The sequence below is a fragment of the Halopseudomonas sabulinigri genome, from assembly GCF_900105255.1.
GTDB classification, from domain to species: Bacteria; Pseudomonadota; Gammaproteobacteria; order Pseudomonadales; family Pseudomonadaceae; genus Halopseudomonas; species Halopseudomonas sabulinigri.
The window spans coordinates 201,411-214,284 of the sequence record NZ_LT629763.1 but is presented as its reverse complement, the minus strand read 5'-3'; the positions used below and the strand labels follow the sequence as shown (position 1 = coordinate 214,284).

Below are 12,874 nucleotides of genomic sequence, written 5' to 3'. Positions count from 1 at the left end.
AAAAGCCGATTCACCCGGCAAGCGTCAGCCCAGGTAACGTTATAGATGCGGATTAGCGACGCAGTTTTTGGCTAAGCCCAGAGACTCCGCAGCCGCTGACGCACCCACAAAAGACCGGTCTTGAGCGAGTTGGTCACCGCAAATAGGTTATCGCGACTGATAAACGATGTGGACCGATCAACACCTAGTTCATCGAGCCTGCGGGCAGCAAAGGTATGGCCCTTTTCCTCGGCACGCCGCAACCAGAATATCCCCAGCGCTTGAGCCTGCTCACTATCAACACCCGGCACCCGGCCGCTATAAAGCATCCAGCCAAGATCAAACTGCGAGTTGTAATGGCCCGCTCGGGAGGCTAGCAAATGCCAGGCGTAACCTTGCCCGGGATCACGTGCAAAAGGCACACCGGGCTGGCCACCCTCGAAGTAACCAGCACCGAGGCAGTTGGCACCAATGGGTGAGCCCAGAGCCGCGCTGTAATGGCATAGCTGGGGAAGACTCGGGCCGGCATAGCTTTCGTCGATGCCCAGGCCGCCGCGAATAAAGGCCATGATCAACTCTTGGGCGGCTGCATCATTGCCCAACGCAGCCGCGTAGAGATAAGCCGCCCGCGCCTCATCGGTCTGACCCATCATTTTCCTGGCTTCCGCCAACCAATAATAGGCGTCGCCGTCGTCCGGGTAACGAACAATCAGCGCTGCGGCTGCGGGCACTATGGCCTTCCAATTTTGCCGGCCAACCTGGTCATGCAGCAGCCCTTCCAGACGTTTGCGAGTGGGCTGTTGAGCGATCGCCTTTTCCCAATAGGCTTGCGTGGCACCGGGTGTCGAAAACGTAGCAGGATAAACCACGAAGTCATCACGCATATCGAGCAAATCCGACTCTTCTATTCCTGCGCGCTGCGCCTGATCTATGGCGCTCAGCACCAGAGCCTGTGTTCCACCCCACCTCGGCTGCAGAAAATTGGCCCAGGTCCGATGTGCTGGCAAGTAACGCGGATAAACCGCTAACGCTCGCTCGATGTAGGAACTAGCCAAGCCGGTGGTGCGTGAGTGCGGCCAGGGTTCAGACAACTCCGCATCTTTGCCGTCGAATACATTGAGCAGCTGCGCCCACTCAAAGCCATCGTCTATACGGGTACCCAGCAGAAAGTGATTCTGCGCAAGCAGGGTCAGTGCCTCCACTGGCTGCTCATCAAGCGTCAGCGCCCGCTCAAGTAGCTGATTGGACTGATGCAATCGCTCTTCCATCAGAACGGTTTGCGCAATATTGATGTCGCTCCTGCGCTTTTCACTGCGCGCTTCCCAGGCGCCGTCATTCCAGACCTCGGCACATACCCAATGCGCCACGTACGAATCCGGCATCGCCTGCAACCACCGTTGGCAGGCATCCAAACCCGCCAGCGCGGTATCCTCCAGACCCTCAATAAAAGGATGGTAGCCTATGGTTTGCTGCGGGTTGAGCAAAGCCTGCTGTCGTTGAGCACTGAGACTTTGGTCCAGATACTCAAAATCGCCGGAAAAAAAGGCGCGACGCTGTTGAAGCCTTTGCTGCACGCTGGCAGGCGGCAGAGAAACGCCCATCAAGGCCGCTTGAGTCTCGATTCGCGGTGGATCAAAGGGCATGACCGTCGCTGCCTGATCCATATGCTCTACAGCAAGCCACTTGTCCGGCACAACCAAGCAAAAGGCGACTAGCGCCATTACCAGCAATATCGGCAGCAGCAATAACCAGCCAAGGTGCGGGCGAGCCGTATCTTCGCCATAAAACGTATCTTCGCCATACTCCAGGTACGGCTCAGGATAGGGAGATGGCTTTTCATAACGTGATGGGGGCAGTTCGGGACGCATGGTTTGAGTTCCTTCTCACAAAAGTGGCGTAGATAAGAGGCCGACCTTGGCCAAAACGCAAAAAAGATATCACGCAGCAAGAAAAAAGCCGACTCACTCGCGTCTTAAAACAAGTTTTACCACAGCGCTAGACCGCGTTAGCGGCAGGCCGTTATCAGCTTGCCGGGCTTGCTCAGCCGCCAAAGTCGTACCCGAAAGAAACGCCAGCACGCAGTCGTTGCACCCGCTCGCGAAACATCGCACGATAACCGCAACGCTCAAGCCAGCTGCCTTACATGAACTCGACCGCCCTGCGCCAATCCTGCCCGCCCGGTACCTGCGACTGTGATCGCGATAGGCTGCTGGACGATCCGAGTGCCGATGCACGTATTCTGCGCCTGACGCTGCATGAAGAACGGCGGCTGATTGAGCGCCTCGAAAACGTGGCCAGCCTGCAGGAGTTGGAGCATCTGCAACAGCGTATGGCAGAGCAACTGGGCATCGGCCTTGCGATTGGGCCAGGCATCGAAGAGATACGTGTGATACGCGGTATCGGTATGGCCTTCGCGCCGCAGCCGGGGCTATGCCGTAAAACCCGCAAGACCATTCCCGCCGCCATCCGCCGCTGTATGAAACAGCACCCGGAAGTGGCGTATGCGCTGCTCAACAGCCAGGATTTGCTGCGCGACGCGTAAGCGAATAACAGGTCTCGCTTCTCTGCCGGGCTCTCCCGGACACCCCAAGCACAAGCCGGGACAGTCGAGTCCCATCTCGACCGGTAGAGTCAGCGCCCACTCGAGCACTGAGAAAGGACCGCGCCATCTATGGCGATAAAGTGCCTTCACCGCCATCCGCGTAACCGAAAACAAGAAAGGCCGCCCGCAGGCGGCCTTGTCGCTCAGCGTAACCCACCCAATTCAGGCCGCCGCCAGATCAGCCTCCGCGTCAGCCAGCATGGCAAACTCTTCGTCCGCCGACTTGGCCACCAAGTGCTTTCGGCTGTAGCCGAAGTAATAGGCGGCGCCCACTGCGAACAGCACCATGGTGAAGAAGAAGGCGCGCGGGTCAAAGGCGTACACACCGGTCAGGGCCACCAGCGACAGCACCAGTGCAATACCGGAAGTCAGCACACCACCGGGCGTTTTATAAGGACGCACCAGACCCGGCTGCTTGATACGCAGCAGGATGTGACTGAGCGCCATCAGCGCGTAAGAAACAGTCGCGCCCACGACCGCCATGGCCAGCATCAAATCGCCCTCACCGCTCAGCGAGGCCAGAAAACCGAACACACCGGGTACGATCAGCGCCCGCGCCGGCACCTTGCGCTCGGTAGTCAAGGATAGCGACTTGGGCAGGTAACCAGCCCGCGACAGCGCAAACACCAGGCGACTATAGCCGTAGATGATCGAGAAGAAAGACGCGACCAGGCCGGCCAGCCCCAGCACATTCACCAACGTAGCGAGGCTGCCGTTGCCGGTAGCGTTCAGCGCGTCTACCAAGGGTACCGCGCTTTCACCCATGGCCTTGGCACCCGCTGCGCCCGGCACCAGAACCACGACCATCAGCGCAGTAAACAGCAGAAAGACCATGGCACCGATGATGCCCTTGGGTACGTCCTTGCCCGGGTCCTTGGCTTCTTCGGCAGCCAGCGGTACGCCTTCTACCGCGAGGAACAGCCACATGGCAAAGGGCAGTGCCGCCCATACACCGTACCAACCCAACGGCAGCATGTCGCTGGCTCCGGCGGCCTCGGTCGCGGCGATGTCAAACAGGTTACTGGCATCAAAGTGCATCACCAGCGCCACACCGGTGGCTACGATGGCAAACACGGCCAGACCACTGATCACCATCATCACCTTCAGCGCCTCGCCCACACCGGCCAGGTGAATGCCCACAAACACCAGATAGAAGGCTGCGTACACCCAGGGGCCGTTGACACCCAGCAACGACTCCACCGCCGAGCCAATAAAGATCACGATGGCCGCCGGTGCCAGAGCGTACTCGATAAGTACCGCCAGCCCGGTCATGAAACCGCCGGTAGGGCCCATCGCCTGGCGGGCAAAGCTGTAACCACCGCCCGCCGCCGGGATGGCTGCCGACATCTCGGCCAGTGACAGCACCAGCGTCAGATACATCAGCGCCATCAATACTGCTGCTATGGCAAAGCCGCCCCAACCTGCCTCGGCAATGCCGAAGTTCCAGCCGGCAAAATCGCCAGAGATCACATAAGACACACCCAGCCCCGCGAGCAGAATCCAGCCCGCGGTGCCGCGCTTGAGTTGCCGTTTGGCAAGGTACTCCTGATTGTCTGTCGACATGGTTATTCCTCTACTTTTCTAAGTGAAAGTTGCTGTTGGTTTAAAGCCTTGTGTTGCGCGTGCTGCGTTACTCGGAAACCAGAAAATTCTTGCCGCTGCCGCCGTGCTCAATCACCTCATCCTGGGTTCGGTCTTTCAGCTTCACGCCGGAGAGGTTCAGCCGCCGCGCCTCGCGCAGCAGGTAGAGCACGCGCCTCGCCGCCTCTGCGTAGGGCAGCCCGGCCGGACGCACGTTGGAAATACAGTTTCGCGCGGCATCGTTCAGCCCCGGCCTGGGATTCCAGGTGAGGTACAGGCCGAGGCTATCGGGTGAACTCAGTCCGGGGCGCTCGCCAATCAGCAGCAACACCGCGCGCGCGTTCAGCAGCTCGCCAATGCCGTCGCCCACCGCCACCCGGCCCTGCTCGACTACCGTCACCGGCGCCAGCCGCCAGGGCTCAGCCTCGGCCTGCAGCAGCTCCAGCAATGGCGCGAGAAAGGCCGCCGCGTTCTGTTGCACCGCCAAGGAAGACAGGCCATCCACAATCACGATGGCCAGATCACTCTGGCTGCTGGCCGCCGGCAGGGCCGCCAATTGCTCGTGCGAGGTGTCGTCCAGCAGGCGGCCCAGATCAGGCCGCTGCAGGTAGGAGGTGCGGTCTTGCGCCTGGCTGTGCAAGCGCAATGGCGCGTCATTCGGCAGATTGCTCAGATCCGCCAACTGCGCGCACAGCGCGTCCACATCCAGCGGGAAATGCACCGCATCACGGGCTTGGGCGTGACTCAACTGAAAGGCCAGCATCTCGCTGGTCGGCAGACTGATACCCGCGCGGCCCAGGCCAATGCGCGCATCGGTAAACTCGCGCAGTCGGCGCCAGGGGTTATCCACCACTTTGCCGTGCTGCAGGTGCTGATCGTCCGGCTTGCTCATGCGCGACCTCCCGGCAACGCCTTCAGCGAGCGGGCAAAGGGTTCGGGTAGCGCGTCGTGCAGAATGTGCCGGTCGGCGTCGCGCATGATCTGCATGCGGGTGAGCCATTGCTCAAACTCCGGCGCTGGCCGCGAGCCCAGCACGCGGCGCACATAGAGTGCATCGTGAAAGGAGGTGGTCTGGTAATTCAGCATGATGTCGTCCGAGCCCGGAATGCCCATCACGAAGGAGCACCCCGCCACGCCCAATAGCGTCAGCAGGTTGTCCATATCGTTCTGGTCGGCTTCGGCGTGGTTGGTGTAGCAGACGTCGCAGCCCATCGGCACACCGAGCAACTTGCCGCAGAAGTGATCCTCCAGCCCGGCGCGGGTGATTTCCTTGCCGTCGAACAGATACTCCGGGCCGATAAAACCGACCACGGTATTCACCAGTAGCGGTTTGAATTTGCGCGCCACAGCGTAGGCGCGCGCCTCGCAGGTTTGCTGATCCAAACCATGGTGGGCATTGGCCGAAAGCGCGCTGCCCTGCCCCGTCTCGAAGTACATGACGTTATCGCCCACGGTGCCGCGCTTAAGGCCGAGCGCAGCCTCCTGCGCCTCGGCCAGCGTCGCCAGGTTGAATCCGAAGCTACTATTGGTCGCCTCGGTGCCGCCAATCGACTGGAACACCAGATCCACAGGTGCCCCCGCCTCGATGCATTCGATGGTATTGGTCACGTGGGTCAGCACGCAGGACTGGGTCGGGATCTGATACTTGTCGATCACCTCGCCCATCAGCTGCATCAGCTTGATTGCCTGGGCCACGTTGTCGGTCGCCGGGTTGATGCCGATCACGGCATCGCCGTTGCCGTACAGCAAGCCATCAAGAATGCTGGCGGCGATACCATTCACATCGTCGGTCGGGTGGTTGGGTTGCAGCCGGGTAGACAGGTGACCCGGCAGACCGATGGTGCTGCGAAAGGCGGTGGTTACGTGGCACTTTTTGGCGACCAGAATCAGATCCTGATTGCGCATGATCTTGCTCACTGCCGCCGCCATCTCGGGTGTGATACCGGTACGCACCGACTGCAACACCTCGGGCCTGGCGTGGTCACTGAGCAGCCAATTGCGAAAGTCGCCGACGGTCAGGTGAGCGATAGCGGCAAAAGCCGCCGCGTCGTGATCATCGATGATCAGCCGGGTGATTTCATCCTGCTCGTAGGGCACCAGCGCCTCGTTCAGAAAGGTCTTGAGCGGCACTTCGGCCAGCGTCATTTGCGCCACCGCGCGCTCCTCGGCCGACAGCGCAATCACCCCGGCCAGGCGGTCACCGGCGCGCTGGGGAGTCGCCTTGGCCATCAGCTCGGCCAAGGCACGGAATTGATAGGTCGTGCTACCCAGTGTGTAGCGATAGGTGTCAGTCATGGTTACCTCAGGCACAGAACTTGCTGCTAAAATGCGGCAACGTCGCGTAATAGCAGCAATCGATACGAGCTACTGCTGCGATAGTCGTACCAGCGCACTATCAAGTTTTGGCAAATCGAAATTTGTTCGCCAATTCAAGACGTTGAGTTACCAGCCTGAGCAAAACCCCATTATTTGAAGCCTAGAGGCCAGCCGCAGAAGCCTACCGATGCACTCACCTATATCGCCCGATGCACCAGGACGGAGCACCCGCGAGGCACAGGACGCCGACGAACACGCCCACAACCTGACCAACTGGCAGCAGGAATACGACCAGTTGAGCGCGGGCCGTTTTTACGGACGTATTGATGAGGTGGCACTGGAGGGTTTTCAGCTGTTCAAGGAGCATACCAACCGCTCATTACGGCAGCAGTGCAACGTCTGGAAGGATTCCGTCTGGCTGGGCATTCCGGCGCAAACCGCCGACTGCCGCATCAACGGCCTGCAGGTCGACAGCAACCAACTGATGTGCCGCCCCGGCGAGCGCGACTTTGAGTTGATGACGCCCGACGCTTTCGACATCTACGGTATCGTGGTCAAGCAAGATGTGCTGCTGCGCGCCGCCGAACGCGAAGGTCGCGCCCTCAATCTGGCCAACCTGGAATCAGCCCCGCGCCTGACAGTGGAACAGCACAAGCTGGATCAGGTGCGCTTTCTGCTGGAGCGGGTGGTGAATCACGGCGCCAACGGCCTGAACAAGCAATTACAGCAAGACCTGGCCACAACCGCCCTACTCACCTTGCTTGGCGAAGAGCATCTGAGCGCGGAAGCCGCGCCCAGCTATGACCACCGCAAGCGAGTAGTCGAGCAGGTAAAGGCGCAACTGGCCGCCAACCCTCAGATGGCGGTGAGCATAACCGAGCTGTGTGAACTCACCCACGTCAGCCGCCGCACCCTGCAGTACAGCTTCGAAAGCATTCTTGGCATCAGCCCGCTGCAGTTCCTGCGCACCGCGCGCCTGAATCAGGTGCGACGCGCGCTCAGCGACCCTCAGCATGATGCCCCCGTTGCCATTACCGCAGCCAACTGGGGCTTCTGGCATCCGGGGCAGTTCGCCAAGGACTACAAGGCGTTGTTTGGGGAGAACCCGTCGGAGACGGTGAGGCGTGCGCAGGCTGCTGATTGAGACCGTTTAATAGGTCGTACCGATACCCTGCTTCTGCTGAAAACGGTCAGCGTAGAGCGCGCCCGTCAAAGTCCCGGCCGACACAGCAAAACCCAATACAAAACAGACCGCATTGAAGTGCGGAGTTGTTGCAGCGCCCCAGCCGAAGAAATGGCACGCCGCCGCGGCTACGCACACTACTATCGCTACCTTGTTCAGCAAAAAATATAGCGGGATCTCGAAAGCCCACACGTCCTCTCTTGTTTTAAAGCCGGACAAACCGACCTGCGGGTAACATAACGCCAACACGACACCTGCCCCTAGCGCAGTGACGACGTACCAAAGCGGCTTATCGTCACTGAATATCGCGTACAGAATAAATCCTGAATAAACGAAAGCAGCAAACCAGGCCGCCAACAGGGGTAGGACAATCAGGCCCATGTTCCCTCCGTGTAATGGAAACCCCGGCCAAGTGAAGCCAGAGCAATCGCGCATTAGAACATGATACTTGTGTTGTCGCTGCAAGCAGCCGAGTCCAAGGGGACGCAAACTTGCATCACTCTCTTGTGAACGTTAGGGTTTGACTGTACGGAAAGCCTGCTGACAAAGGGACACGTCATGAAGTCAACCCCGAGCAAGACGCTGAGATACATCTATCTCGCTTTATTATCCGCCCTGTTGGTAGTGCAAGCTGGCTGCTCAATCAACGCTAGGCAGTTCGCCTGGTCCGCCTATGAAAACCGCGACCCATCGATAGATCAATGGGAAAGGGTCGAGCCCCATACTGACCGCACCCTGCTGCTGGCCACCTTTGCATCGACTCACTACACCCGCTCCAACCGCCTTGCCTCTGATGACGAGCTAATTTCTGCTGACACGCCAGTGCTTCTGGCCTGGATAGAATTCAAGGAAATTGAGCAGCCCATACCGCTCTACCGTTATGTTATTCAGCCGCTCAAGGCGATCACCGCCGAAGAGCTGATCACGCAGGGCAACTACATCACTAACAGCACGAATCGGCTCAACAACCTGCCCGCCAAAACGCCAGCAACGGTAACCAATGGCGCTGTGGTAACCGACTGGCAATACTGCTATGACTGCTTCACGTCAAAGCCCCTAAACGAGCTAACGCCTGCGAACCTTTCTTCCCTCCGTGAGCAAATGACGCAAACGACCATAAGCAGACCTCTCGATCGTTTAATTTTTGTCAGCGACCCCAGGAAGGCTGTTAATTTCAAGAATCGTCCCTCGATTCAGGTTTACTCCGGCGCAGAGGCACAGCAACAACAAGCGCTTTTAGCTGAACGCGTAAACCAGCTGAGCGGCGCCATCGCCGATGCACAGTCTTACGATGATCAGTATCGCCAATTCACCGACACCGAACACAAACCCCTCACCTTCGCCTATTGGGCGGAAAAAGCAGGGTGCCCAAAAGATATCGCCTACCCCCGGGAGATAAGAGGCGATAGACGCAGCAAATCAAACACAATCATTCGAATTAACGTGAACTACATTGAATGTAATTCCGATGTGCTGGAGAGCTATGATCTGGCGCCCTATCAAGCAGCGTATGAGCATCTGTACGCACGGGAACAAATGCTATGGGAACGCTCCACTAAACGGGAGCGCTACCGGGTAGTTCGCCCAGAAGCGACTATTGAACGCGTACTTGAATCCATGGAGGCGGCCGCTGACGATATTGAGTACGCGTATAGCGAACTCGAGCTTGCGGACAAGCTTGATGCGCGCAACCGACAGTTGGATGCCTTCAGCGAGCAGACGTGGGCAAACACTTTCAACAGCATTCAGGCCCGGAACAACAGCATTCGTAATCAGTACCAACAAAACCAGGCAATGATACGCAACGCGCAGAGCGCACAATCCAAATCGCCAACCAGACGCGGCTATGAGAATGCGGTACAGCAAGCGGCGAGCGCTTACACTGCAGCCACATCATCAACTGCAACAAGGGAATCCTCGTCCCAGAAAGCCGCGTTGCAAGCAGCCGATACTGGCACTCTAGCCGCTGACCCACCCACTACAAAGACGTCGTTCACCGGGGCATCAACAACGGCAAACGGGGACAACGCTTCACAGACAAAGCCTGACCAGTCGACCGGTAACGTGCCCACTACTCCGGCCACCACTGCCAGTGCGACCGCATCCAATCCGTCAGCAACACCCGAGCAAACCGCCAACAACACCGCTGCACCTGCAGCACTGGGCTTTACCCCAGACGCCAAGGGATGCTGGAACGGGTTGAATACTCAGGGCTCGTGCTTGGAATACAGCACCCAGGAAAAAGACGGAAAAACTTACTTTAGGCTAACCAATGTGTGCAATGAGCGCCTGTACATGAAGTGGTGTGCCAACGAGTTTTGCGGTGCCGACAGCTTGCGTGCAGGCCAGAGCAAGAGCAAATATGAATCCGTTACCCAGGCATCAACTATGGCCAAGGCTGTTGGCTCCACCATGCCTGGAAACGATTGGGTTTGTGCCGGCCGGGTCAGTGACTGGTACGCGCAGTAACCAACCCGCACTCTACCTTCCGACTAGCATACAGGCGCTTGCCAAAGAGGCATGAAGGCAGCGCCGCCACCACGAGAAAACGACGGCTATCCAGCGCACCGTTGCGCCTCAGGCCTTTCCATCCATATCACGGGACAACATCAACACCTCATCCGCCGAATACAGATCAGCAATGGTCGCTACCACTTCCGCGCCCAAGGCACTCCGGTACAAGCGCTGCGCATGATTGTCGGCACGGGTATTCACGATAATGTGTTTGAGCGTCGAGCCCTGTCTGCATAGTTGCTGCTTTACCAACGGCAAGGACTCATATATCAGACAACGGGCAATACCCCTGCCCTGCTCCGCTGGAAGCACTGCAACCTGATCCAGCTCCATTACAGCCTGATCGCGAAAGCCGCTCTTTTGCGCCCAAAGAATGTAACCCACAACACCCGCTTGCTCTTCTGCAACGAAGGACAGAAATCGTGGAAAGGCATTCAAGCTTGACTCCAGCCACTGGAGCGACTGTTTCTGACGAATAAACGCCTGCTGATGAACCTCTGCAGCGGCCGAAAGGTCAGCGGCTTGCATTGCTCTGATCTGCATTTACTTACCCCCGAAAGTATCCGGCTTTACCGACGCAGAAGTCGTCTGTGACACGCATCATAAACAGCGGCACCTTAACCTTAGTGTGATTGGTGCATGATATTTGACACTTGAGTTAAGGGGCCGCGCCCGGCCCCCTTGAACGACTAACTAGGGTGTAGCTTGAAGTCCGAAGAGATAGCTGCCCTTGACTGGTGTTGCGGTCTGGTCGCCTTTGAGAATTACAAAATCCCGTTGGCCTGATACTGCTACAGAGTACCCATCTGGCAGGGCCAGAAAGTCGTGAATTTCTGGTCGTTGGAGCATGGCCTCGTAGACAGACATTGGTCGAAATGTAAGCTCGTCGGCACTAAGCTTGCTCTCTGCATCCATGAGCACCCAGTTCGTGCCCATTTGTAGGGAAGAATCACGACGCATGAGGATAACCCGCGCCTGAAGTGCATCAGAGCTAACCAACAAGGGGAGATGTAGCGGCGCAAAATCGGGAGAAGCGTTTGCATCAAGACTTTGCACGGCATCTTTCTGGCGCCGAACCATATTGAGAGTGGCACCCACCGAATCAACATAATTGAAAGGCATGGCCTTCATGTCAGGCTCGAGAAGTCGCAATCTGCCATTTGACGCCGCCTCGACCTTGAGGGGAACCGGCCCAATTAACAGGATTTCACCCGGCTTAAATCGCTCGCCGCTCGCCACCATCGCTTCCAGAGAAGTTATAAGCCAGGAAGCATCTCCGGTAACAACGGAAGCGGGGCCTACAGAGAACACGAACTCCGGCTCGCCATACTTTCCGCATTTGCTGGTTACATGCTCTTCCAGCGTGGCACTTGAGACGGCAGCTGCGAGTATGGCGGCTGCGAAACCTACGATCATTCTTAGCACTATCACATACCTCTTTTAGGGCCTAACGATTAAGCAAACGGGCAGGAAAAAGCGCAGCTTTTGACTGTCCAGCGAACGAAGTGAGCGGCAGTTGAGCGCGTTGTATGGATAATTTCTGCCGTGTTTGGGTAAATTGAGGCCCACCCCCGACGGCCATCGGGGGCCTTCATGCAGCAGCTCGGTGTAGCGCCGGCTCCTCTTTTGAGAGACCGATAACAAGTGGGTAGCGCTGCATGACTCTCAAGCGATAACTCGAACAGTCATCGGGGCCTCGAGCCCGTATAGCAAGGCAGAGTCAGCTTATTATGAACACTCCAGAAAACCAAACCCTGATCAACATCGGTGTCGACGTCGGTAAAGCTAACCTCGATATCGCCCTTCATCCGTCCGGCCAATCTTTTACCATTCCGAACAGCACCACTCATATCCGAGAGCTTGTGAAGATACTCAAGGGCTACGCCATTGAGCGGATCGTTGTAGAAGCAACAGGCCGCTACGAACATGCATTGGTTCGAGCCATCAGTCAGGCTGGGCTGCCCATCATTGTGGTCAATCCGATCAGTGTGCGGCGCTATGCCCAAGCTATCGGTGTGTTGGCAAAAACGGACCGCATCGACGCTCAGGTCATTGCCAAATATGCTGCTACGCTGAAGCCAGAATTCAAGCCCATACCGGATAAAACATCTCAAAAAATCAAAGACCTATTGGCGAGGCGCAGCCAGCTCATGGAAATGTCCACCATGGAAAAAAACCGCCTGCAAATACTGCCAAAAACACTTCACAGCTCCATCAATAGTCTACTCAAAACGCTCCAGACCCAGATCAAAACCATCACCAAGCAGATCGAGCATGAAGTCGCCAAGGTTGATCATTGGCGAAGCAAAACAGACATCCTGACCAGCGTGCCAGGCGTTGGCAAAGTCATGGCGTTTACGCTACTGAGCGAGCTTCCTGAGTTAGGCAAGCTTAACCGGCGAGAGATCGCAGCCCTGGTTGGCGTGGCACCCATCAATCGCGATAGCGGCAGACTGACGGGCAAGCGTCGGATCCGTGGCGGTCGTCATAGAGTGCGAACAGTGATGTTCATGGCGATGATGTCAGCCATCCAATGCAACCCGGTATTCAAGCAGTTCTATGAACGCCTGAAAGCCCAAGGAAAGTTACCAAAAGTCGCCCTCATTGCCTGCATGCGAAAGATGATCGTGATGCTCAACACCATGGTTAAGAATCAAGAGCCGTGGCGTGAAAAAACAGCCTGATTTGGGACGTTGACA

At 57.5% G+C, this 12,874-nt stretch carries 11 protein-coding genes; 4 read left to right on the top strand and 7 right to left on the bottom strand.

Annotation, left to right across the window (positions count from 1 at the left end; genetic code table 11):
* Positions 1–71: 71 nt before the first annotated feature.
* The gene (locus BLU26_RS00945) at positions 72–1,847 is read right to left on the bottom strand and encodes a DUF4034 domain-containing protein (RefSeq protein WP_092283089.1); all 1,776 of its coding nucleotides are present in this window, start codon (positions 1,845–1,847) and stop codon (positions 72–74) included.
* Positions 1,848–2,122: 275 nt separating this feature from the next.
* On the opposite strand from BLU26_RS00945, the gene BLU26_RS00940 reads away from it, so the two are divergent.
* A complete protein-coding gene (locus BLU26_RS00940) occupies positions 2,123–2,521 on the top strand; it encodes a hypothetical protein (RefSeq protein ID WP_092283088.1) in 399 nt (132 codons plus the stop codon).
* A 222-nt stretch (positions 2,522–2,743) separates the two neighbouring features.
* On the opposite strand, the gene eat is transcribed toward BLU26_RS00940, so the two are convergent.
* The 3 genes from eat to BLU26_RS00925 all read right to left on the bottom strand — a co-directional run bounded on the left by eat (position 2,744) and on the right by BLU26_RS00925 (position 6,457).
* Positions 2,744–4,144: an ethanolamine permease gene (gene eat, locus BLU26_RS00935; RefSeq protein ID WP_092283087.1), complete on the bottom strand. Its 1,401-nt coding sequence runs from the start codon at positions 4,142–4,144 to the stop codon at positions 2,744–2,746.
* 67 nt (positions 4,145–4,211) lie between these two features.
* Positions 4,212–5,054, bottom strand: a complete 843-nt coding sequence (eutC, locus tag BLU26_RS00930) for an ethanolamine ammonia-lyase subunit EutC (protein ID WP_092283086.1) — start codon at positions 5,052–5,054, stop codon at positions 4,212–4,214.
* Complete coding sequence (locus tag BLU26_RS00925) at positions 5,051–6,457, bottom strand: ethanolamine ammonia-lyase subunit EutB (protein ID WP_092283085.1); 1,407 nt, start codon at positions 6,455–6,457, stop codon at positions 5,051–5,053. The genes eutC and BLU26_RS00925 overlap by 4 nt, the downstream gene beginning before the upstream one ends.
* Positions 6,458–6,665: 208 nt before the next feature.
* Between BLU26_RS00925 and BLU26_RS00920 the strand changes: the two genes are divergently transcribed.
* Positions 6,666–7,622, top strand: coding sequence for a helix-turn-helix domain-containing protein (locus BLU26_RS00920; protein WP_092283084.1), 957 nt, complete (start codon positions 6,666–6,668; stop codon positions 7,620–7,622).
* Between the two features lie 6 nt (positions 7,623–7,628).
* Here BLU26_RS00920 and BLU26_RS00915 read toward each other — a convergent pair whose 3' ends face one another.
* Entirely contained in the window at positions 7,629–8,042 is a 414-nt protein-coding gene (locus tag BLU26_RS00915; protein ID WP_092283083.1) for a hypothetical protein, read from the bottom strand.
* A gap of 177 nt (positions 8,043–8,219) precedes the next feature.
* Here BLU26_RS00915 and BLU26_RS00910 point away from each other — a divergent pair, with 177 nt between their 5' ends.
* Positions 8,220–10,130: a hypothetical protein gene (locus BLU26_RS00910; RefSeq protein ID WP_092283082.1), complete on the top strand. Its 1,911-nt coding sequence runs from the start codon at positions 8,220–8,222 to the stop codon at positions 10,128–10,130.
* Positions 10,131–10,238: 108 nt separating this feature from the next.
* Here the strand turns inward: BLU26_RS00910 and BLU26_RS00905 are convergent, their stop codons facing one another.
* Positions 10,239–10,718 carry a GNAT family N-acetyltransferase gene (locus BLU26_RS00905; protein ID WP_197674515.1) on the bottom strand — a complete coding sequence of 160 codons (480 nt, stop codon included), beginning with the start codon at positions 10,716–10,718 and terminating at the stop codon, positions 10,239–10,241.
* A gap of 150 nt (positions 10,719–10,868) precedes the next feature.
* Positions 10,869–11,591, bottom strand: coding sequence for an immunity protein Imm33 domain-containing protein (locus BLU26_RS00900; RefSeq protein WP_092283080.1), 723 nt, complete (start codon positions 11,589–11,591; stop codon positions 10,869–10,871).
* Between the two features lie 314 nt (positions 11,592–11,905).
* Here BLU26_RS00900 and BLU26_RS00895 point away from each other — a divergent pair, with 314 nt between their 5' ends.
* Positions 11,906–12,859 (top strand): IS110 family RNA-guided transposase, encoded by a 954-nt coding sequence (locus tag BLU26_RS00895; RefSeq protein ID WP_092283079.1) that lies wholly within the window; start codon positions 11,906–11,908, stop codon positions 12,857–12,859.
* Positions 12,860–12,874: the final 15 nt, after the last annotated feature.